Origin of the sequence: Chungangia koreensis (assembly GCF_042651785.1) — a bacterium.
GTDB lineage: Bacteria > Bacillota > Bacilli > Bacillales_A > Planococcaceae > Chungangia > Chungangia koreensis.
Genome location: NZ_JBHSEC010000007.1, coordinates 20901 through 44105 on the forward strand (window position 1 = coordinate 20901; position 23205 = coordinate 44105).

Below are 23205 nucleotides of genomic sequence, written 5' to 3' on the forward strand. Positions count from 1 at the left end.
GAAAACAAGAAATACAAGATAAGAATCTGTGGGGTTTTCCGTTAAGGAAACCACAGATTCTTATCTGTTATTAATGTGTGCAAGAACACGTTCCCCGATCCGGCCATCACCCATTTATCCCTTAATGTGTGATCTGTGGAGAATGTGTATTTTTAGAAGATGCACTGATGACTTGATCTGCAACTTCCTTCATCATCTGATCGCTTGGCACACCATCTTTAGAGGAAGTGCCAGACTTATTCGCTGAACTTGAAGCAGCCTTTGTTCCGCTTCCGGATTGTGTGGACGTGGATGTTGACCCTTTTTGTGCAGTAGCGCTCTTACTTGTATTGCCGCCTTGTCCCGCTGAAGCAGTTTTACTTGTAGATGTAGTACCCGTTGCGTTTGCAAAGTCCTTCATTAATTGACCAACTTCAGGTACTACATTTTGAACAGCGTTAGCAGCTTGTTGCATGGTTCCGCCAGTCATTTTTTGAGCAACATTTCCAGCCATTTGAGTGATGCCAGCCATTGAACCTTGAGTGTTTTGCATCATATTTTTGTTGCCCATCATGGCTTTGGAAGGACAGTATCCTGTTGCTCCTTCAGCCGCATGCATTGCACCTAAGACAACCATTCCCTGTGCCATACGGCTTTTTGGATTGCGCATCAGCCTTGCTGTTCCAAATGCTGTTAAGATGGAACCCAGCATGAAACGAGTGAACGCACTCTTATTACTGATGTTTTGTGAATGTGGCATGTGTGTGAAATCCCCCTATCAGAATTTTCGAAAAAAGTACATTGCACCCTGTTTTTTACATAAAAGCTATGCTACTATTGTTTCATATGAAGACTTACGAAAGGAGAATGGATGACATATGGCCAATCCGGTATGGAAAATAGGCGAAATCAGAGATCAATTAAACATGATTGATGGGAAGAAGTCGCCGGATCGGGTAATACTAAATGCCACGTATTTGCATGGAATATACAAGACGTGGACACAAGGCAACATCTGGATTTCCGGGGACCGGATCCTTTATGTCGGCAAGGAACTGCCGAAAAAAATGGACGGTGCGGAAGTCATTGATGCAAGTGGGCAGTACATAGTACCAGGCTATATTGAGCCACATGTACATCCATTTCAGCTTTATAATCCCCAAACGTTTGCCGATTATGCGGCACAACATGGAACAACAACATTCCTGTCTGATAATTTAGTTTTATTTTTGATGTTGGAAAATGAGAAAGCGTTTTCAATTTTAGATCAATTAAGAGAACTTCCATTTTCGTTTTATTGGTGGGCAAGATTTGACTCACAGACAGAGCTTGAAAATGAGCTTGAACTTTTTACAAACAAATCGGTCGGTGAGTGGATGGAGCGGCAGGATGTATTGGTTGGGGGTGAACTTACGGGCTGGCCGCGACTGATCAATGGCGATGATATGATGCTGTACTGGATGCAGATGGCGAAAATGTCGGGTAAAAAGATAGAAGGTCATTTTCCGGGTGCATCAGAGCGGACCCTTGTCCGGATGAAGCTATTGGGTGCTGACGGTGACCATGAATCGATGACGATTGAAGAAGTCGAGCGCCGCTTGCAGCATGGATACGCGGTTACATTGCGTCATTCATCGATTCGACCGGATTTGCCCGATTTGTTGCGTGATATTGTGGATAAAAAATGGAACGTATTTGATCACTTGATGATGACGACAGATGGTTCGACTCCTTCCTTCCACCGAGATGGAGTAGTGGACAAGTGTATTCAAGTGGCATTAGACGCAGGAGTAAATCCTATTGATGCTTATCAAATGGCTTCATACAATGTTGCGAAATATTATAATTTGACTCATCTACACGGGCTTGTAGCGACTGGCCGGTATGCTACGCTCAACTTTTTGAGCAGCGAGGACAACCCTGTACCGGTTAGCGTCATGTCAAAAGGCGTCTGGTTGAAGCGTGATGGCAAAAAGGTAATGTCCTTGCCGGAAATCGACTGGTCTCATTTGAAACCATTAGAATTGTCGTATGATTTACTTGAAGAGGATTTACAGTTTTCATTGCCTTTCGGAATTGAAATGGTAAACGATGTAATTACGAAGCCCTACTCCATTTCTGTAGATTCTACGGATGGAGAGCTCTCCACTTCACACGATGAAAGCTTTTTGGTCCTGATCGATCGTCAAGGAAAATGGCGAGTCAATACATTGATCAAAGGCTTTGCTACTAGTGTGAAAGGTTTCGCTTCGTCCTATTCAAATACTGGAGATATTATTTTAATCGGTAAAAGTGTTAAAGATATGCTATTCGCGTTCAATGAAATGAAGCGGATGCAAGGTGGTATAGTGTTAGCTGAGGACCAAAAAGTAATTGTCTCCATTCCGTTATCAATCGCCGGAAGCTTGTCATCTGAGCCAATGGAAACATTAATTGAGCAAGAATTGAAGTTGAAAGAACAGTTGGCAGAGCGCGGTTATCGCCATGGTGATGCAATTTATACTCTATTATTCTTGCAATCGACACACTTGCCATATGTACGAATTACTCAAAAAGGAATATATGATGTCATGAAGAAAACCCCATTCTTCCCGGCATTCATGAGATCGAGGTGACATGATGAGGGGAAATGCATTTGTAGTTTTGCTGTTGTTCATGCTATTATTCCTCTCGGCTTGCAAAGACAAAGAAGAGGTGGTCGTAAGTGCGGACACCCCCGAGCCGAAAGAGGAACAAAGCGAAGAGATAGAAGAAGAGATAAAAGAATCATTACCATATAAGGCTCCGTTTACGGGAGTTGGTTCAGAAGTGGAAAACGATAGAAGACCTGTTTTAGTGACGATCAACAACCACCCGCATGCTCGACCGCAGTCTGGAATTTCCGATGCGGATATCGTGTATGAGCTATTGGCGGAAGGCAGTGTGACAAGACTATTGGCGTTATTCCAAAGTGAACTCCCGGAAGAAATCGGACCAGTACGTAGTTCGAGAGATTACTTTATCGATATTGCAAAAGGACTTGATGCTTTTTACGTAGCACATGGTTATAGCCCGGAAGCGAAAGCAATGCTTCAAAATGGGGTGGTCGATCATATTAACGGCATGCAGTATGACGGCATTTTGTTCTGGCGTTCCAAGGATCGTGTCGCGCCGCACAACTCCTATATATCCGGCGAAAATATCGTGGCAGGAATGGAAAAGGTGAAGGCTGATCCGGTAATGTCCCAATCGCCGCCATTTGTTTTCTACGATTCGGCAGAAAATGTTACGATAGAAACGATTGCAAATACCATTGACGTACGTTACGGTTCAAATGAGAGCTTCCACCATACGTATACTTATGATCCGAACACTTTTACGTATAGCAGGCAATCCGGTGGGGAAACAACGATAGACCGTAAGACGGGTGAAGAAGTAGCAGTTTCCAACATATTGTTCTTTGAAACGCCGCATCGGACAATCGATACTGTCGGCCGTCAGGAAATCGAACTTAACGGCGGAAAAGCGTATATCTTCCAGGCAGGGGCCATGAGGGAAATTGAGTGGGCGAATTTGGACGGTGTCCTTACTCCGATTGAAGGCGGACAGCCAGCGAAATTAGTGCCTGGTCGTACGTGGATTCACGTCATTCCGACAAAGCCTGGGTTATCCCAATCCGTAACGTTTACACCATAATTCAATTACAGAACGAAAGGTTGGAATCGCGATATGCAAATAGATAAAATTCGGGGTCGCCAAACAGATCAGTTATTCCAAGCCATCTTAGAGTTAAAGGATTTGGAGGAGTGCTATCGGTTTTTTGATGACCTATGCACAATCAGCGAAATCCAGTCCCTCTCACAACGCTTGGATGTGGCCCATATGCTGACACAAAAGAAGACGTATGAAACGATTAAACGGGAAACAGGTGCCAGTACTGCGACCATTTCTCGTGTGAGAAGATGCTTTGATTACGGCAATGACGGCTACGTTGAAATGTTAGGAAGACTATACCCGGAAGAAACTGTCCAAAATGTTGCGAAAGACTGAGTGGAGCACCATATCCACTCGGTTTTTTTGTTATAATAAAGAAATGCAAAAACGAATGTTAGGTGGATGACAATGGAATTCAGAACTTGGCGCCATGTGTTCAAATTGGACCCGGCAAAAGAGCTCTCGGACGAACAGTTGGAAATGGTGTGTGAATCGGGTACGGATGGCATTATTGTAGGCGGCTCGGATGGAGTCACTCTCGATAATGTACTTAGCCTCCTTGTAAGGGTTAGACGGTATGCGGTCCCGGTTGTTCTGGAAATTTCAACAATCGACTCCATTACACTAGGGTTCGATTACTATTTCATCCCTTCTGTGTTGAATAGCCAAAACCCGGCATGGTTTAAAGATCTCCATCATCTTGCGATTAAAGAATATGGACATCTGATGGACTGGGACGAGCTGGTGGCGGAAGGATATATCATTTTGAATCCTGACTGCAAAGCAGCCAAGCTAACCGAAGCAAATTCTGAATTGAGTAATGATGACGTGGTGGCTTATGCACGGATGGCTGAACACTTTTTCAAATTGCCAATTCTCTACTTGGAATATAGCGGAGTATATGGGGATATAGAGGTTGTAAAAGAAGCGAAAGAGGTTTTGGAGAATACGCGTCTGTTTTATGGCGGAGGAATCCGTTCTGCTGAACAGGCCCGTGCAATGGCTGAAGTAGCAGATACGGTCGTAGTCGGAAACATTATTTATGAAAATATCGATGCAGCCCTTTCGACAGTCAAGGCAGTTAAATCAGTACAAAATATATGACATGGATGAATGGACCATCCATTTTAAATAGGCGGTGCAATCATGGAAATGTTAACAAACAATCTTTTGAAGGGTATGAATCCCGAGCAGGCAAGGGCGGTTAAAACGACACAAGGCCCGCTGCTCATCATGGCAGGAGCCGGATCTGGTAAAACCCGCGTCTTGACCCATCGGATTGCGTATTTAGTGATTGAGAAGGAAGTATATCCTTCCAATATTTTAGCGATCACTTTCACGAACAAAGCGGCACGTGAAATGCGTGAGCGGATTGACGGGCTCCTCGGGGCAGGGACAGGCGAGCGTATGTGGGTATCCACATTCCACTCCATGTGTGTCCGGATTTTGCGCAGGGATATCGACCGGATCGGCTATAGTAAGAATTTCTCGATTTTAGATACGAGCGATCAGTTGACGGTCATTAAGAACGTATTAAAGGAGCGTAATCTCGATCCGAAGAAATTCGATCCACGCTCCATGCTGAATGCTATCAGCTCAGCAAAGAATGAATGTATTGATGCAAGTACTTTCCGTGGGCAGATCAATGAATTCAATCCTTACGAAAAAGCGGCTGCGGAAGTATATGAAGGCTATGAAAAACGCCTGCGAAAAAACCAGTCCCTCGATTTTGACGATTTGATCATGTTGACGATCACCCTGTTTAATCGTGTTCCGGATGTATTGGAATACTATCAAAATAAATTCCAATACATTCATGTCGATGAGTATCAGGATACAAATAATGCCCAATACCAGCTCGTGCAAAAACTTGCGAAAAAATTCGGGAATATTTGTGTCGTCGGCGACTCCGATCAATCGATTTACAGATGGCGCGGAGCGGATATTAAAAACATACTATCCTTCGAAAAGGATTATCCGAATGCAAAGGTCATCATGTTAGAGCAGAACTACCGCTCCACGAAGCGCATCCTGCAAGCAGCAAATGACGTCATAAAAAACAATGCGAGCCGGTACGCAAAAAATCTTCGGACAGAAAACGACGAAGGTGAAACGATTACTGTCTATCAAGCATTCGATGAGAAGTTGGAAGCTCAGTTTGTCGTTGGACAAATCCAAGAGCTGATGAAAAAAGAAGACCGGAAAGCAAGCGATTTTGCGATTCTTTACCGGACGAACGCCCAGTCCCGTGTAATGGAAGAATATTTGGTCAAGTCTAACATGAGCTACGCAATCGTTGGCGGCACGAAGTTCTATGACCGGAAGGAAATTAAGGACCTACTTGCCTACTTACGCCTCATTGCAAATAATGATGATGATCTTTCATTGGCCAGAGTGATCAATGAACCGAAACGAAGCATCGGTGCTACTTCATTCGAGAAGATGGCCACGTATGCCATTACACATGACTTATCTATTTTCGATGCGATTCAAGAGGTGGATTTCATCGGGCTAACACCACGCACAGCAAACGAGACAGCGAAGTTCCGAGAGCTGATTGTCGGTTTTACACGTATGCAAGAATTTCTTTCAGTGACAGAACTGGTTGAACAAGTTTTAGATAAATCCGGTTACCGAGATATGTTGAAAAATGAAAAGACCATTGAAGCGGAAAGCCGTCTTGAGAATATCGAGGAATTTCTTTCGGTTACAAAGGCCTTTGAAGAACGAAGCGATGATAAGTCACTGATTGCGTTCTTGACAGACTTGGCATTGATTTCGGATATTGATGCTTTGGATCAAGACGAGGAGCAACCGGAAGAAAAGATTGTCCTCATGACGATGCACGCTGCGAAAGGTCTGGAATTCCCTGTAGTTTTCATAATCGGAATGGAGGAAAACGTATTCCCTCACTCCCGGTCGATTCAGGACGCTGATGAGATGGAAGAGGAGCGACGACTTGCATACGTAGGAATTACACGTGCAGAGGAGAAACTATATTTGACATGTGCACAAACGAGGACATTGTTTGGCCGCTCAAGTTATAATCAGCCATCCCGTTTCATGAAGGAAATTCCGGATGAAATCATTGAACGCGCCTCAACTACTGAGGAACGGACAAGCTTTACATCCGCTCGACCAGTCAGGGAATCCCGTCCGATCAGACCAGCCGTTGAACGACCTGTGTACAAAGAAAGCGGCGGAGAAAAGATGGGTTGGAGTCCGGGAGAAAAAGCAGTTCACAAGAAGTGGGGAGCAGGGACTGTCGTCAGTGTCCGAGGCGAAGGGGAAAATACTGAGCTTGATATCGCCTTCCCATCACCTATAGGCATTAAACGTCTTATGGCAAAATTTGCACCGATTGAAAAAGCGTAAATTTGGGAGCTGGAGGTCAACAGTATGGACAAAGTCGAATTGGAAAAAAGAGTGGAGGAGCTTCATAAGCTTCTCCATGAATATGGCTATGCCTATTACGTGCTCGATCAACCAATGGTGCCTGACGCCGTCTATGATCAGTACTTGAAAGAACTGCTTGCCATTGAAGCGGACAATCCGGATCTTATTTTCCCGGACTCTCCGACTCAGCGTGTAGGCGGCAACATTTTGGAAGGCTTTGAAAAAGTTACACATAAAACACCGATGCTTAGTCTTTCCAATGCTTTCAATGAGGAAGACCTCCGGGATTTCGATCGCCGTGTTAAAGCGGTTGTGGGGGAATCTGTCCGATACGTGTGTGAATTGAAAATCGATGGTTTAGCTATTTCATTGACATATGAAAATGGCACATTTGTTTTAGGTTCAACACGAGGGGATGGAACGACAGGCGAGAATATTACGGCCAATCTACGAACGATCCGTACGATTCCGCTTCGTCTCAAGAACGACATTTCGATCGAAGTCCGCGGTGAAGCGTACATGCCTAAAAAATCATTCAATAAATTGAATGAAGAGCGCGAGCAAAAAGGCGAGGACCTTTTTGCCAATCCGAGGAATGCTGCTGCCGGTTCCTTGCGTCAACTGGATCCGAAAATCGCTGCAAGCCGGAACTTATCCATTTTTCTCTATTCGATCGGTGGGGATCCGGAACAATATGGCCTGGACAGTCATTCCGAATCATTGGATTATCTCGATGAAATGGGCTTGACTACCAATAAGGAACGCCGAGTATGTCAAACGATTGATGAAGTAGTCGAGTATGTCAAAGAATGGCATGACAAACGGCCGAATCTGTCGTATGAGATTGATGGAATCGTCGTGAAAGTAGATCGATTTATTCATCAGCAAGAATTAGGATTTACTGCAAAAAGTCCGAGATGGGCCACTGCTTACAAATTCCCGGCTGAAGAGGTGGTTACCCGCCTGATTGATATTGAGCTTAGTGTTGGCCGAACCGGCGTCGTTACCCCGACTGCCATTTTGGAACCGGTAAGAGTAGCCGGAACGACCGTTGCCCGTGCTTCTCTTCACAATGAAGACCTAATTAGGGAAAAGGATGTACGGATTGGGGACTTGGTCATTGTCCGGAAAGCCGGGGATATCATTCCAGAAGTTGTGGCGCCTTTGACAGAACAGCGAACGGGCTCTGAAGAACCTTATTCCATGCCATCTGAATGCCCAGCTTGTGGCAGTGAATTAATCAGGATTGAAGGGGAAGTAGCCCTTCGCTGTGTAAATCCACAATGTCCTGCGCAAATTGTGGAAGGAATCATCCACTTTGTATCAAGAAACGCCATGAATGTCGATGGCCTTGGTGAAAAAGTCGTTGAGCAGCTATACCGTGAAGAGATGATTAAAGACGTCTCGGATTTGTATAAGCTTACAGTCGGCGAGTTAGTTACGCTTGAACGGATGGGTGAAAAGTCTGCAACTAATTTAGTGAATGCAATTGAAGCATCCAAAGAAAACTCGGTTGAACGGCTACTTTTCGGCTTGGGAATCCGCCATGTAGGTGAAAAGGTGGCAAAAATTCTATCGCAGGAATTCGGCTCTCTCCAAGCCATCATGTCCGCGTCAAGAGAACAGCTGACAGCCATTCACGAAATCGGGGACAAAATGGCCGACTCGATTGTTGAGTTTTTCAATAATGATGAAGTGCGGGAATTGATCCAACGGTTGGAAGCTAACGGCATTAATATGGAGTACAAAGGCAGACGAGCGGCAACCGTTTCAGAAGATAGCTTGTTTGCGGGTAAGACGGTCGTTCTTACTGGAAAGTTAGAACAGCTGACGCGTAACGAGGCGAAGGAAAAGATCGAAGCAATGGGTGGTACAGTCGCCGGCAGTGTCAGTAAGAAGACAGATCTCGTCATTGCAGGTGAAGATGCGGGATCGAAATTAGCAAAAGCAGAGCAGTTGAACATTCCGGTTTGGAATGAAAGTCAGCTGATTGAGGCAATAAATGATTAAAGGAGTTCTCAACATGAAACAAAAAAAATGGATGATCTCACTGGCAGCGGTGATTTTGTTGTCAGGGTGCGTTCCATCCAAGGATGTCGAGGTTGAGCAGGAGACAGAGGATTCGGATACTGAAAATGTGTTGATTCCGAGCCTACAGCTCGATGAAACTTACTACCGGACGCTGCTCCCACTTAAAAAAAGTGCTGCACGCGGTGAAATCGTCAAGAACGTGTCCTCAAAGTATGATATAGAAGAAGTTGAGTTAGGGCTGATCAGACTTTCCCAAGGTCATTTTAGTCCGGATGATTATTTCTTCCAGGAGGGCCAATTCATTGATAAGAGTATGTCCCAGAACTGGCTTGCCAGACTGTCACAGCCAAAAGATGATTCTGGTTTGAATCCGGATGTCCCAAAAGAAGCGACTCCGGAAGATCGGGTTAATAAATACCCGGTTTACCTATCACACATTGTGGAGCAGAATTATTTGGTGCGGGCCGGTGAGGATAAAATCAAGGTGGATGGCGTATCGATTGGCTTAGCGATGAACTCCGTTTATTCGTACCAAAATATCGAGCGCACCATTCCACAGAGTGAAATGGTTGAAAAAGGCCGAGCTATGGCCAATGAAATAGTTACCCGTCTCCGCAAAAATCCCGAATTGAAAGATGTCCCGATCTTAGTTGGCCTTTTCCGACAAGGAAATCGCGACTCCATTGTTCCTGGGACATATGTGACGTACGGGCTTGCGGCTCGTGGAAGTAATGAAGTTCAGGATTGGGCCAAAGTCGATGAAGAATTCGTCTTATTCCCGGTTTCCGCTGCTGAAGAAAAGTTCAGGGAAGCTGGAACGATGTTCGATAATTTCAAGATGGATGTTGACGAATATTTCTCCAGCTTTACGAATGTCATTGGAACTGGGTTTTATCAAGGAAACAAGCTTAGTCGTATGAAAATTGATATCCCAATCCAATTTTACGGTTCAGCTGAACTCGTTGGATTCACCCAATATTTGACGGAGCAGGTCATTGAACATTATCCAGGTATTAAGGTAGAGGTCAGCGTAACCTCCATCAATGGTCCAGAAGCTTTGATCCTGAAGGATGCGGATGACTCGGAGCCTAAGGTTCATATTTATCACTACTAAGGGAGAGTCTGTATCTTGGCTGCCTTAAGCATGATATGATACTAAAATAAGAATTATGGAGGTGCAGACATGGCCAATATTTCAAAAGAAGAGGTTAAGCACGTAGCGAAACTCGCGCGACTTGCAATTACGGAAGAGGAATCTGAAAAATTCGCAGGACAGCTTGGTGCCATCATCCAATTTGCTGAACAGTTAAATGAGCTCGATGCATCGGATGTTAAACCGACAACACATGCATTGCATATGGTGAACGTACTACGCGAGGATGAGCCTAAAGAAGGGCTTGACCGTGAATTAATGATGAAAAACGTGAAAGAACATGAAGCGGGACAAGTCAAAGTTCCGTCAATCTTGGAATGATGGAACGAAGGAGGACGTGTAATGACACTTTTTAAACACTCGGCCACTGAATTACAGGCCATGTTACATAATAAGGAAATTACGATTTCCGATTTGACGGCAGAATCCTTTAAACGGGTTCAAGCTTTGGACGGAGATGTCGAAGCATTCTTGACGTTGAATGAAGAGCAAGCAAAAACAGCCGCTGCTGAAATGGACGCAGTCCCTTTTGAAGAACGGGGCCCATTGTTCGGCCTGCCAATCGGTGTAAAAGATAATATCGTCACAAACGGTTTGCGAACAACGGCAGCGAGTAAAATCTTAGAGGATTTCGTACCAATCTACGATGCAACAGTTGTAGAAAAACTTCGTCAAGCAGGTATGGTAACGATCGGAAAATTGAACATGGACGAATTCGCGATGGGTTCATCCAACGAAAACTCAGCATTTCAAAATACGCGTAATCCATGGAATTTGGATCATGTACCGGGTGGTTCCTCTGGTGCATCCGCCGCGGCTGTCGCTGCTGGCGAAGTACCGTTTTCACTTGGTTCCGATACAGGCGGCTCCATCCGCCAACCAGCTGCTTTTTGTGGAGTAGTCGGCATGAAACCAACGTACGGTCGGGTATCCCGTTCCGGTTTAATCGCGTTTGCTTCATCTTTAGACCAAATCGGGCCGATTACGCGGAATGTTGCAGACAATGCGCTATTGCTTGAAGCGATTTCTGGACTTGATCCGAAAGATTCAACTTCCGCAAATGTGGAAGTACCGAATTTTGCAGCTGCTTTAACTGGTGACATTAAAGGTCTTCGTATTGCTGTGCCTTCCGAATACTTAGGAGAAGGTGTCGGTGAAGAGGCGAAGCAAGCAGTGCTTGATGCTTTGAAAGTCTTAGAAGGACTAGGCGCTGTTTGGGAAGAAGTTTCCTTGCCGCATTCGAAATATGCATTGGCTACGTATTATTTACTTTCTTCATCTGAAGCTTCGTCCAACTTGGCTCGCTTCGACGGAATCCGTTACGGCTTCCGTGCAGAAGGTACGAAAAATTTGGTTGAACTATATGAACAAACTCGTTCACAAGGCTTCGGCGATGAAGTAAAACGTCGGATTATGCTTGGTACGTACGCATTGAGCTCTGGCTATTACGATGCATATTATAAAAAAGCCCAAAAAACTCGTACGTTGATCAAACAAGATTTCGATAAGGTATTTGAAAAATATGATGTCATTATTGGACCGACAACGCCGACACCTGCGTTTAAAATCGGCGAAAAGATTGACGATCCATTAACGATGTATGCGAATGATATTTTGACGATCCCGATGAACCTTGCAGGCGTACCAGCCATCTCGATCCCATGTGGATTTGCAGACGGTCTGCCATTAGGACTGCAAATTATCGGTAACCACTTTGATGAGTCGACGATTTACCGTGTCGCTCACGCTTATGAGCAATCAACGGATTTCCATAAGCAAACTCCTCAAATATGGGAGGGTAAATGATATGAACTTTGAAACGATTATCGGGTTGGAAGTACACGTTGAACTGAAGACCGATTCCAAAATGTTTTCCCCATCTCCTGCACATTTCGGAGCTGAACCAAACACGAACGTAAACGTCATCGACCTTGCCTACCCAGGCGTATTGCCGGTCGTCAACAAACGTGCCGTTGAGTTTGGAATGAAAGCGGCACTCGCATTGAACTGTGAAATTACCCGCCATACGAAATTCGACCGGAAGAACTATTTCTATCCGGATAACCCGAAAGCATACCAAATCTCCCAATTCGACCAGCCGCTTGGCGTGAATGGTTGGATTGAAATCGAAGTGAATGGCGAGAAGAAAAAGATCGGTATTACACGCCTTCACTTGGAAGAGGATGCAGGAAAGTTGACGCACACTGGTGACGGCTATTCATTAGTTGACTTTAACCGTCAAGGTACACCGCTCATCGAGATTGTATCTGAGCCGGACATCCGGACTCCGGAAGAAGCATACGCGTATTTGGAGAAGTTAAAATCCATTATCCAATTTACTGGCGTATCGGATGTTCGTATGGAAGAAGGTTCTTTGCGATGTGATGCGAACATCTCGCTACGTCCTTATGGACAAGAGAAATTCGGTACGAAAGCGGAGTTAAAGAATTTGAACTCCTTCAACTTCGTCCGTAAAGGCTTGGAACATGAGCAAAAACGTCAGGAAGAAGTGCTTCTATCCGGTGGAAAAATCGAACAAGAAACACGCCGTTTTGATGAATCCACAGGTAAAACAATCTTGATGCGTGTAAAAGAAGGGTCTGACGACTATCGTTACTTCCCTGAACCGGACCTTGTCGACATCGTCATCGACGACGAGTGGCTGGAACGAGTGAGGGCTGAAATCCCAGAACTTCCGGATGCGCGTAAAAAGCGCTATGTAGAGGAACTCGGATTACCGGCATACGATGCAATGGTCTTGACGCTTACGAAAGAAATGTCCGATTTCTTTGAAGCTACCATCGCTGCCGGCGCTGAAGCGAAGTTGACTTCCAACTGGCTAATGGGCGGCGTATCCGAGTACTTGAATGCCGAGCAAAAGGAACTGGCAGATACAAAGCTAACGCCTGAAGGACTTGCTGGAATGGTCAAACTTATCGAAGAAGGCACCATTTCATCTAAAATTGCGAAGAAAGTATTCAAAGAGCTTGCAGACAACGGCGGATCCGCAGAACAAATCGTCAAAGACAAAGGACTCGTCCAAATCTCTGACGAAGGTGCTCTTCGTGAATTAGTCACCAACACATTGGATGCAAACGAACAATCCATCGAAGACTTCAAAAACGGTAAGGACCGTGCCATCGGCTTCCTTGTCGGCCAAATGATGAAAGCAACAAAAGGACAAGCGAATCCACAGTTGCTGAATAAGATTTTGATGGAAGAAATCCAGAAAAGATAAGAGTTAGAATGACGGCCATCCGGGCACCGAGTGTGTTCCTGGATGGTTTTTTTGTTTTTGCGGGGCGCGCAATATGGATGTGTTTTCGCGCAATACTAAGCCGAAACCGCGCAATATGGAGGTCGTGGCGCGCAATATGGAACTGTGAAATGAAGGTCCCCGCAATACGAGTGAAGAATGCCGCAATACTAAGCCGAAACCGCGCAATATGGAGCGCATTACGCGCAATATGAACAGATGAATCGCGCAATATGAAGACCGAACTCCACAACACGAGCTCCGCACACCAGTAGAAAAATCTACGACTGTTTCAACATTGAACATTTTAAGAAAGCATAGAAATTGCAACAAACCTTGGGGACAAAGTAAACTGAAGGTAATAAAGGAGGATGTACGATGAAAACCGAACAGCAATACTATGAAGAGGCGATTTCGCTTCAAGATTATATGTCCAAGATGGAAACACATAAGGATAACACGATGAACATTTACGAGCAGTTCCAAATGCCGAAGGATGATGAGTTCATTCAAATTCTGAAGGAAAAAAATCCGCATGTATTGGTCATCACAGAAGACTGGTGCGGAGATGCGATGATGAATAATCCGATTTTACGACATATTGCGGAAGCTGCGGGGATTGAAGTGCGCTGTGTGTATCGTGACCAAAATCTCGATTTGATGGATCAATATTTGACGAATGGCGGACGTTCTATTCCTGTTTATTTACTGTTGAGTAAAGACGGAGAGGTTCTGGCAAAATGGGGTCCGCGTGCTCCGAAGGTTCAGGAATTTGTTACGGATATCCGGAAGGACTTGCCTGCAAAGGAGGACCCTTCATTCCAGGAAAAACAAAAAGAGGTTATTGGTCAAATGACTGAACAGTATAAGACAAATCCTGATTTTTGGTTGTGGGTTTATGAGGATATCCGTAAGGAGTTCATGCCTGCGGTTCAAAAATCGTCATAATTGGTCTTTTGCAAAGAACGGATTATAATTAGGATGGAAGCCGGCAAACCGGCTTCTTTTCATGCAACTATTTTGTATCTGATATAGTCTTATGAAGTAATAGATCATTGCAGGAAGGGTTTTACTATATGAAACGAGCACGTATCATTTACAACCCGACGTCCGGACGGGAAGCGTTCCGCAGGCATTTGCCTGAGGTGCTGGAGAAGCTGGAAATTGCCGGTTACGAGACGTCGTGCCACGCGACCACTTGCGAAGGGGATGCCCGGGAAGCAGCGAAAAAGGCCGTAGAACGTGAATTCGATATCATCATTGCAGCTGGCGGTGATGGTACGCTAAACGAAGTAGTCGAAGGAGTCAGTCCATTCCCGAATCGTCCCAAAATCGGATTGATACCTATGGGTACGACCAATGATTTCGCACGGGCATTACGGATTCCACGCGAAATTGAGGAAGCGGTTGAGGTCATTATTAATGGAGACAGTATTCCGGTGGACGTAGGTGTCGTGAATAATGAACGGCATTTCATCAATATCGCGGGTGGCGGCCGTCTGACAGAGCTAACGTATGATGTACCGAGCAAGTTAAAAACGATGTTAGGGCAATTGGCGTATTACTTGAAGGGAATTGAAATGCTCCCTTCGCTCCATGCATCCAACATGCGTATTGAATATGATGATAAGGTGTTTGATGAGGAAGCGATGCTGTTCCTCGTCGGCTTGACAAACTCGGTCGGCGGCTTTGAAAAGTTGGCACCGGAGTCCAGTGTGAACGACGGGTACTTCACGCTAATTATTCTGCGAAAATGCAATATGGCGGAATTCATACGGGTAGCGTCGCTGGCTGTCCGTGGTGAACATGTGAATGATCCGCTGGTCGTCATGAAGAAAGCGAAGAAGATTAAAGTCACATCCGATGAGCAAGTTTTATTGAACTTGGACGGTGAATCAGGTGGGCCGATACCGGCTGTCTTTGAAAATTTGTACCGCCATGTAGAAGTCTTCGTCGACTTGGATGAGATTCGTGAACAAGACCGTCCGTAATATTTATTGATCAAGTAGAGATAAGGAGCTGTTCATCGCAGCTTCCTTATCTTTTTTCTTAGATCATATCCAGTGCATCATCTTGCGCTCCCGCAAGTACTGGCGGATTTTGCAGTGAAATCCACCGCAGGCAGTAAATCAGTCCGTCATCCTCTCCGCCACCGTTTACAACATGTTCCCAATACGATTTTTCTTCACCTATATAGGAAAGATGAAAAATATTTCGTTCATGGATGCCATGATTGCCTTCGGGGAAGAATAAATACTTACGGATCTTGCCTACTAAGGTCAATTCATTCCGAGTGATTCCGGTTTCTTCTTCGATTTCACGATATAAAGCATCAATTAGAAGCTCATCTTCTTCAATCGTACCGCCGGGAACTTGAATTCCAGCTTCCGGTATGTCCTTATGTTCAAAAACAAGAAGCTCTCGCTCTTCTGCTTCCCCCTTCGTGATATAAGCCAAAACTTTCCTTTTCGTCAGCAAATATGCATCCCTCCTTAAAAAATTGTTACTTTATGTTACTAAATTGACTTACTATTCGCAACAGTTTATTTCGTTCACAAAATCCTAACCTATTTGAACGTGATTTGTCACGGATCAATCGTTAATAGACAACAGTAGTAGGGTATGATAGTGGTAGTAGAAAACCTCTTGGAGGGAGGAAAAAATGTTGGGTGATTCAGTACAGTTCAGCAGGATTTTGACAGAACTTACACTGTCTTTTCATATTATATATGCCACAATCGGCGTCGGGGTGCCGCTTTTCATCATGATTGCCCATTGGGTAGGGATTCGAAAAAATGATGAACACTATATACTAATGGCACGCCGATGGGCACGAGGCTATGTCGTTTCTGTTGCAGTCGGGGTAGTGACCGGTACGATTATCGGGATGCAATTATCTCTTCTATGGCCAGGATTTATGGAAGTGGCAGGTCATGTGATTGCCTTGCCTTTATTCATGGAAACCTTCGCCTTCTTCTTTGAAGCTATTTTCTTGGGGATCTATATCTACACATGGGATCGTTTCAGCAGAAAGAAGCACTTGTTGCTTCTTATTCCAGTAGCTATCGGTGGAGCGATGTCTGCGGTTTTCATTACCGTTGTCAATGCTTTCATGAACTCACCGCAAGGTTTTGAGATCATAGATGGACGATTGGCGAATATCAATCCGATTATTGCCATGTTTACGCCGGCAATGCCTACAAAGATTTCACACGTTGTGGTGACAGCGTTCATGACGGTTGCATTCATGCTTGCTTCTATTGCCGCATTTAGACTGTTAAGAGGTTCGAATCACGTTTATCACAAAAAAGCTCTATTTATGACGATGAAATTGGGTTTGGTTTTCTCCATAGCGACAGCATTGATCGGCGACTTTTCCGGTAAATACTTAGCAGAATACCAACCGGAGAAATTGGCTGCAGCTGAGTGGCATTTTGAGACAGAGGAAGGAGCTCCGTTAAGGCTTTACGGAATTCTTCAAGATGGTGAAGTGAAATATGATATTAAAATCCCGTTTGGCTTAAGTATTTTGGCTTATAGCAATCCGAATGCCGAGGTAATCGGACTTGATCAGTTTGAAAAGGACGAAGTTCCACCGTTGTATATCCACTATTTCTTTGACACGATGGTGACGATCGGTATGCTGCTCTTAGGAGTATCGGCATTGTATTATGTGGCTAAGAGATGGCGCTGGAAGATTGCCAATGCACGCTGGTTCCTCTGGCTGATTGTATTCAGCGGACCGCTTGCATTTGTGGCGATTGAAGCTGGTTGGTGGATGACAGAAGTCGGACGGCAACCGTGGATTCTACGGGGTCTCATGACGACTGCTGAAGCTGCAACGTCAAGTGAATATGTTGGATTAATGATTATTTTGTTCTCGATTCTTTACTTCATTTTGGGAGTGGGCAGTGTCGTTGTCCTGAACCGGATCTTTAGAAGAAATCCGGTTGAAAAGGAATTGGCGAAATACGAGAGTCAGAAAGGCGGTGATCCGGCATGACACTTGAACTAATCGGAATATCCGTATTGTGGTTGTTCCTATTTGGGTATATCATTGTCGGTTCGATCGACTTCGGCGCAGGTTTCTTTAATGCATACAGCCATTTGACGAATAAACATCATATTTTAACGAATATTATCCAACGTTACTTATCGCCGGTTTGGGAAGTGACGAACGTCTTCTTAGTTTTCTTCTTTGTAGGAATGGTCGGGTTCTTTCCAACATCAGCATTCTACTACGGAACTGCACTGTTGGTTCCAGCAAGTTTAGGATTGATTTTGCTGTCGATCCGAGGTTCCTACTACGCATTTGAAACGTATGGTTCCCGTGGACACAAAGGGTATTCCTTCATGTACGGGGCAGCTGGACTGCTGATTCCGGCATCGCTCTCCATCGTTTTAACGATATCGGAAGGCGGATTCATATCGATGGTAGATGGCAAGCCTGTTCTCGACTATTGGGGATTATTCGTCAGTCCATTGACTTGGTCAATTGTAGTGTTGAGTCTGGCTGCAGTCCTTTATATTTCGGCTGTTTTCCTCACTTGGTACGCTAGCAAAGCCGGGGACGAACAAGCGACTAATCTAATGCGTAAATACGCTTTAATATGGGCAGCACCGCTCATTATTACCGCGACTGGAATCATCGTGGAATTACGTGCACATGCACCGTGGCATTTCGACAATATTTTAGATCTCTGGTGGATGTTTGCGATATCTGGCGTCTTGTTCATTGGAACAGTTTGGCTCATCTGGCAACGCCGAAACTATGGATTAGCTGTTGTCTTGCTTATTCTACAGTTTGCCTTTGCCTTCTACGGATACGGAATTTCTCACTTCCCGTATATATTGCATCCGTACTTGTCTGTCGAGGAAAGCTTTACGAATGAAGCAATGGCTATCTCATTGATCGTAGCTTTCATATTGGGACTTTGCTTACTGTTGCCTTCGTTGTACTTGCTGTTCAAACTATTTTTATTCAACAAAGATTATGTACGCGGAAAAGAAGACAAGAATCATGCATGAGGAGGCGTTGAAATGGAGAGCTTCATGATTTTCGTGGCACCAATCATCGTGCTACTTATCTCAATATCAGCCGCCTTTTACTTAGCACCAAGGGATCGCGCGGTTGTGGATCAAGAGAATTAACGAATGAAAGTCGTCTAACTTAGGCGGCTTTTTCTTATGGGGAAAGGTATTCGGACACCAACACAAGATAGTCGACAAACTAATGTATATTAAGCGACAATGATGAAACTACGGACTTTACGGAGGAACAAGCAAATGTATGATCCAACAGTGTTTGATAATTTGAAAGTGGCTTTTGAAAATCATGTGTATGATTTAGATACCCTTGATCGTAAAATCGATATAACCAACCGAATCGATCGGATGGATTTTGCTGTCATGAAACGGGAATTTGCGATTTCATTTGCTCTTGCAGGTGAACATGAGGTAACGGCAGAAATCGGGTTAGAAGCTTCGCTCAGGGAGTTAGCGGCCGAAATTTTAGAATATCCCGATGCTACCCCAGGCTGCCAATTGACACTCCGTTTTCATAAGCGTCTAACAAATGTTGAGGAACAATGCAGACGCATCAATCAGACGTTAAATGCGATTTGGGAAGATGAACATGAAATCATACAGATTATCAGTTACTTTTGGGGACAGGAAAGAGACCCCTATATCGACACAATTGAAGTGAAGTTCAATCGGACACTTACCGAAGAACAGATGGGGGAAATACATGGATTTATCGATCATGTCTTAAAATCGCTGGAGAGTCTGGCGGAAATTTAGTGGTATCTTTTTGAAGTTATTCCCATCGGAGATGGACTTCTGTATAATTTAAACAGAATGGTTAAATTGGAGGGATTGTGAATGTTAAAGAAATTGGCTTCTGACGCTTTAGGACTTTCAGACATTGGAAAAGTTATTGACCCAAGCGACTACGACAAAACAGAATCCGACGATTACGTCATGCATGAAAAAGGGGAAAAGATCTATTTCCTCATTAAAACAAGAATGGACGAATACTGCTTTACGAATTTGGCACTGATCCACGTAGACGGAGATTCGGCGGTCAGCAAGAAACGTACATTAAGAAGATACGATTATAAGTATTCACCAATCCGCAATGTCCTTTTAGAAACGGCAGGAACGATTGACCTTGATGTGGAAATTAAGTTTCTGATCGGCGATACGCAAATGGATATTGACATCAACAAAAACCAAGCCGATCAAATTAAAGACCTTTATAAGAGCTTGATTGAAATTGAACGAGTGACAAAAGAGAACGATAAATATCGTAAATATGCAACGGACAGTCTGGAATATGCAGCAAGAAGCCTCGCTGCTGCGTCACACGGGCAAAATAATGCACCGTCAGACTCGTTTAAAGCAATCACGGAATTCACGAACAACTGGCTGAAAGAAAGCAGCAAACAATACGTAGCCGAAGACTTCGGGCATGTATTCGAACTTTTCATCAAGAATTGACATCAACGCAGGGATAGCGGAATCCCTGCGTTTTTTGTACCCATTTTTCGATGAAGGAGGATTATATGAAGGACCTCGAACGTGAATACCCGGCTCTGAAAAGGGATCGTATTCAAAGGGAAACGAAGACAAGAAATCGGAAGTATCTCATCATTCTTATTGGAGCAGCGTTAGGAATCCTCGTAAGAGTACTATTTTTCTTTTGAAAAGGGTGGGAGACTTATTAAGATAATTAGCCTCCAAAAATTATAGCCTGGGCAGATCACCCAGGCTATGCGTTAGTCCATGTAATTCACTTGTTCTTCAATTCTTCCATCGTCATTATGGATATAAGCCATTGTCCCAGCTTCTTCAGCCAGGCGTTTTGCTTCCTTCACTGCTTCATCTTTGTCATTAGAAGTGAATGTCGGATTGTCATTTCCTTCTTCTTTGACCGCCCATCCCTCTTCATCATTTGGGACTACATGAAAGCGTGCTTCATCGCTTCCTTCTCGCTCTTCAAAGTACTTGTCTCGATCTTGGTTGTCTGCCATCTGAATCCCTCCTAATCATGAGTTATATTAAGTATTTACCCGCTAAGATGGAGCATAACCAATTATAGTTTCAAATCAATTATAGAAATATGAAAACTTTTCCTGATTTTGTCCGTATAACAAGTAAATGGGGTGTCGGAGGTGATGTATGTTGTTTGATCTGTCAGAGGAGTCAATTGAGGCGTTAAAAGGTATGCTGGGGAAATACGTAGAATCGATTTATTGTATTCATATGGATTGGTCGATACGTCAAAATCGAGTAACTGTATTTGAAGACTTGGTGTGGTCTTTTAAGGATAATTATGTACATATGAAAGCTCAAGAAATAGATGATGAAAACGATTATTATTCATTCTCCATCAAAGAACAGGAAATGCCAGATCCCCTACCCTATGAAATACACGATGAGTTGGGTCAATTAGTTTTTAATTCGATATCATCCATACGTATTTGGTCGAAGATCGAGCAAATCTCCTTTCATTCATTAGGTGACCTAAAACCGGAGGACCCTCCATACATGGCCATCCTATTCCGATTGGAAAACGATCAGGCAATAGGTGTAACGCCAAACTTTCCATGGGGATTCAACTTATACTTTGACTCGGCTGCATGGAAGTTAGTCGAGGGAAGTTTGGCACTCGATCTTGTTAGGGGATGAAAGACATTCGAATAAATAGAGGAGGGGTAGTATGTTAAGGTTCATCGATGATTTGGTAGGCGCGATAGCAGACCTATTTAAAACTGTTTTTACCGGTCTCTGCTATTTTCTTGGGGGGTTTGTGATTGTGGGAATGATGTTCGTTCTAATCATTAAAGCAGTTTCGTGGATCGCTCAATGATTCAGATTTTTTTATAAATGATCGAATCTCCAACTTACCGAAAGTTGTATTAAGTTGTCAGCCATACGAATATAAGGAGTTATTCTAATGAACAAACAAATTTCTTTGATTCATTCAAAAACCCTTCCATCCGTGGATTACGCGTACGCAAGCAAGGTTCCGGCCGGAATGAATCTTCTTTTCATGGCAGGAGCATGTCCGCTTGATAGTACTGGAAAGGTGCCAGAGAATGCGGATTATGAAGCGCAAGCTAAATTATGTGTGGATAATTTGAAGGAAGCGTTAAAAGAATCTGGAGCGACTTTACAGGATATTGCCTATACAAGAGTTTTGGTAGCATCAAGTAACCAAGATGATTTAGTCACAGCATGGAAAGCTATCCGCGAAGAATTTGGGGAGTATGATGTGCCAAGTACATTATCCGGGGTGACCGTATTGGGATACAAGCATCAATTAGTGGAAATTGAGGCAGTGGCTGCGGTAGAAGAGAAGTGAACGTTTAATAAGACTTGGCAAAAACGCCAAGTTTTGTCGGAATCAGGAGATATACCGTTTTAATGTTTATATTAGTTACGTTGGTCTTCACATTCTAAAAACGAAAAGATCGCCCCCGAACGGAGGCGATCTTTTCAATATGATATATAAAAAATTGCAGATTATGTCGGAATTTGACCTTACATCTACATTTTTACCAATTCCCCGAAGCTTTGTCAACTAAATGATTGCTTTTAGTCGATTATATGCCCAGTTGCCGATTTGAATTACTAACAGACAAATGACGAGCCAACCCATGATATTCATGATTTCAACATGGAAATGTAAATCGTGAGAAGTGTTTCGGCTAATGAAAGTCAGGGTGAAGAAGTAAAACATTCCGAAGGTAAAGTTCCGTGACCATTGGGTAATGTGGTATGTGAAGAGACCGTCTCTCAAGCCACTCTGTTTTACCCGTTGAATGGCTCGTAAAATTTCGAGTGCCTCTATAATGATGAAAAAACTAAAAACCAACAGCCAGAAAGCATTCAATGTACCAAAACTGAAATAACCCGATTGGGCCATTGCCAATCCAGAGATGGATAATGCTCCGTGGATGATGCAGTCCGTATTCTTTAATTCATGAATGGTTCCGAATTTCTTTCCAAACCGGATCATCAGGAGAATAAATGACAATCCGTACAAGAGCAGACCGATTGAAATGAGCGCCATAATTACAGCAGGCTCAAAATCAGGATTCAAATTTAACAGGAGGGTTACAATCGATTGGGTACTAACCGTCGATAATAAGATGACTCCATGTGTTTCCGTGAATTTTCTTTCACGGAAAATCATTGCAAATTGGCGGATACTGAATGCCATGAAAATAATCCAAAGTATGACATTGCCAATTGCCAGCACCTCTACAAATGACAAATATTGAGGAGCACGCTGGACGATTAGATCACCGATTACGGATGTAGCAGCAATCCATGTTCCCAGCCCAAAACTGCTTATGTATGAATTCGCCAATGATTGTCGGTAGGTTTTTGTTAGAGTAGAACGAATGAATAAGAAAAAGAAAATGACCCAAAGCAATACGGTGATTGCGGAAAAAGTAAACCCAACATGTAAATCCAAGAAGGGGAATTGATGGATTGCCCCTAAAAGGAAAATTCCGATTGCCATTATAATCGAACCAGCTGCTGGATCGATTGTTCGTTGTGAGTGTAATTTCATAGCTGTCATGCACACCTTTTCGATAACTACACTCATTATACAACAGCACTAAAAAGGCTCCCTTCCTAAACTGGAAAAGAGCATATCAGTCACTATGAAAAATGACTTTGT

The 23205-nt window shown here is 43.8% G+C and carries 25 protein-coding genes; 21 read left to right on the forward strand and 4 right to left on the reverse strand.

Features of this window, described 5'->3' with window-relative positions; translation table 11 throughout:
• Positions 1–121 precede the first annotated feature (121 nt).
• A complete protein-coding gene (locus ACFOZY_RS06250) occupies positions 122–739 on the reverse strand; it encodes a YgaP-like transmembrane domain (RefSeq protein ID WP_378153437.1) in 618 nt (205 codons plus the stop codon).
• Between the two features lie 118 nt (positions 740–857).
• On the opposite strand from ACFOZY_RS06250, the gene ACFOZY_RS06255 reads away from it, so the two are divergent.
• From ACFOZY_RS06255 to ACFOZY_RS06310, 12 genes are all read left to right on the forward strand, one after another.
• Positions 858–2594, forward strand: a complete 1737-nt coding sequence (locus ACFOZY_RS06255; protein WP_378153439.1) for an adenine deaminase C-terminal domain-containing protein — start codon at positions 858–860, stop codon at positions 2592–2594.
• A 1-nt stretch (position 2595) separates the two neighbouring features.
• Positions 2596–3654 (forward strand): DUF3048 domain-containing protein, encoded by a 1059-nt coding sequence (locus tag ACFOZY_RS06260; protein ID WP_378153441.1) that lies wholly within the window; start codon positions 2596–2598, stop codon positions 3652–3654.
• Between the two features lie 33 nt (positions 3655–3687).
• Positions 3688–4008 carry a YerC/YecD family TrpR-related protein gene (locus ACFOZY_RS06265; protein WP_378153443.1) on the forward strand — a complete coding sequence of 107 codons (321 nt, stop codon included), beginning with the start codon at positions 3688–3690 and terminating at the stop codon, positions 4006–4008.
• 72 nt (positions 4009–4080) lie between these two features.
• Entirely contained in the window at positions 4081–4776 is a 696-nt protein-coding gene (gene pcrB / locus ACFOZY_RS06270) for a heptaprenylglyceryl phosphate synthase (protein ID WP_378153445.1), read from the forward strand.
• 48 nt (positions 4777–4824) lie between these two features.
• Positions 4825–7047 carry a DNA helicase PcrA gene (gene pcrA, locus ACFOZY_RS06275; protein WP_378153789.1) on the forward strand — a complete coding sequence of 741 codons (2223 nt, stop codon included), beginning with the start codon at positions 4825–4827 and terminating at the stop codon, positions 7045–7047.
• 24 nt (positions 7048–7071) lie between these two features.
• Entirely contained in the window at positions 7072–9078 is a 2007-nt protein-coding gene (ligA, locus tag ACFOZY_RS06280) for an NAD-dependent DNA ligase LigA (RefSeq protein WP_378153447.1), read from the forward strand.
• A gap of 13 nt (positions 9079–9091) precedes the next feature.
• Positions 9092–10213: a CamS family sex pheromone protein gene (locus ACFOZY_RS06285; RefSeq protein ID WP_378153449.1), complete on the forward strand. Its 1122-nt coding sequence runs from the start codon at positions 9092–9094 to the stop codon at positions 10211–10213.
• A 69-nt stretch (positions 10214–10282) separates the two neighbouring features.
• Positions 10283–10573 carry an Asp-tRNA(Asn)/Glu-tRNA(Gln) amidotransferase subunit GatC gene (gene gatC / locus ACFOZY_RS06290; protein WP_378153451.1) on the forward strand — a complete coding sequence of 97 codons (291 nt, stop codon included), beginning with the start codon at positions 10283–10285 and terminating at the stop codon, positions 10571–10573.
• Positions 10574–10594: 21 nt separating this feature from the next.
• On the forward strand, positions 10595–12058 hold the full coding sequence (gene gatA, locus ACFOZY_RS06295) for an Asp-tRNA(Asn)/Glu-tRNA(Gln) amidotransferase subunit GatA (protein ID WP_378153453.1): 1464 nt from the start codon (positions 10595–10597) through the stop codon (positions 12056–12058).
• A gap of 1 nt (position 12059) precedes the next feature.
• A complete protein-coding gene (gene gatB, locus ACFOZY_RS06300; protein WP_378153455.1) occupies positions 12060–13490 on the forward strand; it encodes an Asp-tRNA(Asn)/Glu-tRNA(Gln) amidotransferase subunit GatB in 1431 nt (476 codons plus the stop codon).
• Positions 13491–13886: 396 nt separating this feature from the next.
• A complete protein-coding gene (locus tag ACFOZY_RS06305; protein WP_378153457.1) occupies positions 13887–14456 on the forward strand; it encodes a thioredoxin family protein in 570 nt (189 codons plus the stop codon).
• Positions 14457–14584: 128 nt separating this feature from the next.
• A complete protein-coding gene (locus ACFOZY_RS06310) occupies positions 14585–15499 on the forward strand; it encodes a diacylglycerol kinase (protein ID WP_378153459.1) in 915 nt (304 codons plus the stop codon).
• Positions 15500–15557: 58 nt separating this feature from the next.
• Here ACFOZY_RS06310 and ACFOZY_RS06315 read toward each other — a convergent pair whose 3' ends face one another.
• Complete coding sequence (locus ACFOZY_RS06315; protein ID WP_378153461.1) at positions 15558–15986, reverse strand: NUDIX hydrolase; 429 nt, start codon at positions 15984–15986, stop codon at positions 15558–15560.
• A gap of 184 nt (positions 15987–16170) precedes the next feature.
• Here ACFOZY_RS06315 and ACFOZY_RS06320 point away from each other — a divergent pair, with 184 nt between their 5' ends.
• From ACFOZY_RS06320 to ACFOZY_RS06345, 6 genes are all read left to right on the forward strand, one after another.
• Positions 16171–17511, forward strand: a complete 1341-nt coding sequence (locus ACFOZY_RS06320; protein ID WP_378153463.1) for a cytochrome ubiquinol oxidase subunit I — start codon at positions 16171–16173, stop codon at positions 17509–17511.
• On the forward strand, positions 17508–18536 hold the full coding sequence (locus tag ACFOZY_RS06325) for a cytochrome d ubiquinol oxidase subunit II (RefSeq protein ID WP_378153465.1): 1029 nt from the start codon (positions 17508–17510) through the stop codon (positions 18534–18536). The genes ACFOZY_RS06320 and ACFOZY_RS06325 overlap by 4 nt, the downstream gene beginning before the upstream one ends.
• 12 nt (positions 18537–18548) lie before the next feature.
• Positions 18549–18659: a cytochrome bd oxidase small subunit CydS family protein gene (gene cydS / locus ACFOZY_RS06330; RefSeq protein WP_378153467.1), complete on the forward strand. Its 111-nt coding sequence runs from the start codon at positions 18549–18551 to the stop codon at positions 18657–18659.
• Positions 18660–18794: 135 nt separating this feature from the next.
• Positions 18795–19310, forward strand: coding sequence for a hypothetical protein (locus ACFOZY_RS06335; protein ID WP_378153468.1), 516 nt, complete (start codon positions 18795–18797; stop codon positions 19308–19310).
• An 81-nt stretch (positions 19311–19391) separates the two neighbouring features.
• Entirely contained in the window at positions 19392–20009 is a 618-nt protein-coding gene (locus ACFOZY_RS06340) for a PH domain-containing protein (protein WP_378153470.1), read from the forward strand.
• Between the two features lie 65 nt (positions 20010–20074).
• On the forward strand, positions 20075–20215 hold the full coding sequence (locus tag ACFOZY_RS06345; protein WP_378153472.1) for a hypothetical protein: 141 nt from the start codon (positions 20075–20077) through the stop codon (positions 20213–20215).
• A gap of 72 nt (positions 20216–20287) precedes the next feature.
• On the opposite strand, the gene ACFOZY_RS06350 is transcribed toward ACFOZY_RS06345, so the two are convergent.
• The gene (locus ACFOZY_RS06350; protein WP_378153474.1) at positions 20288–20542 is read right to left on the reverse strand and encodes a DUF2188 domain-containing protein; all 255 of its coding nucleotides are present in this window, start codon (positions 20540–20542) and stop codon (positions 20288–20290) included.
• A 148-nt stretch (positions 20543–20690) separates the two neighbouring features.
• Between ACFOZY_RS06350 and ACFOZY_RS06355 the strand changes: the two genes are divergently transcribed.
• From ACFOZY_RS06355 to ACFOZY_RS06365, 3 genes are all read left to right on the forward strand, one after another.
• Positions 20691–21200: a hypothetical protein gene (locus ACFOZY_RS06355; RefSeq protein WP_378153476.1), complete on the forward strand. Its 510-nt coding sequence runs from the start codon at positions 20691–20693 to the stop codon at positions 21198–21200.
• A 31-nt stretch (positions 21201–21231) separates the two neighbouring features.
• Entirely contained in the window at positions 21232–21381 is a 150-nt protein-coding gene (locus ACFOZY_RS06360) for a hypothetical protein (RefSeq protein WP_378153479.1), read from the forward strand.
• 87 nt (positions 21382–21468) lie between these two features.
• Positions 21469–21876: a RidA family protein gene (locus ACFOZY_RS06365; RefSeq protein ID WP_378153481.1), complete on the forward strand. Its 408-nt coding sequence runs from the start codon at positions 21469–21471 to the stop codon at positions 21874–21876.
• 219 nt (positions 21877–22095) lie between these two features.
• Here the strand turns inward: ACFOZY_RS06365 and ACFOZY_RS06370 are convergent, their stop codons facing one another.
• Positions 22096–23130 (reverse strand): TDT family transporter, encoded by a 1035-nt coding sequence (locus ACFOZY_RS06370; RefSeq protein ID WP_378153483.1) that lies wholly within the window; start codon positions 23128–23130, stop codon positions 22096–22098.
• Between the last annotated feature and the right edge of the window lie 75 nt (positions 23131–23205).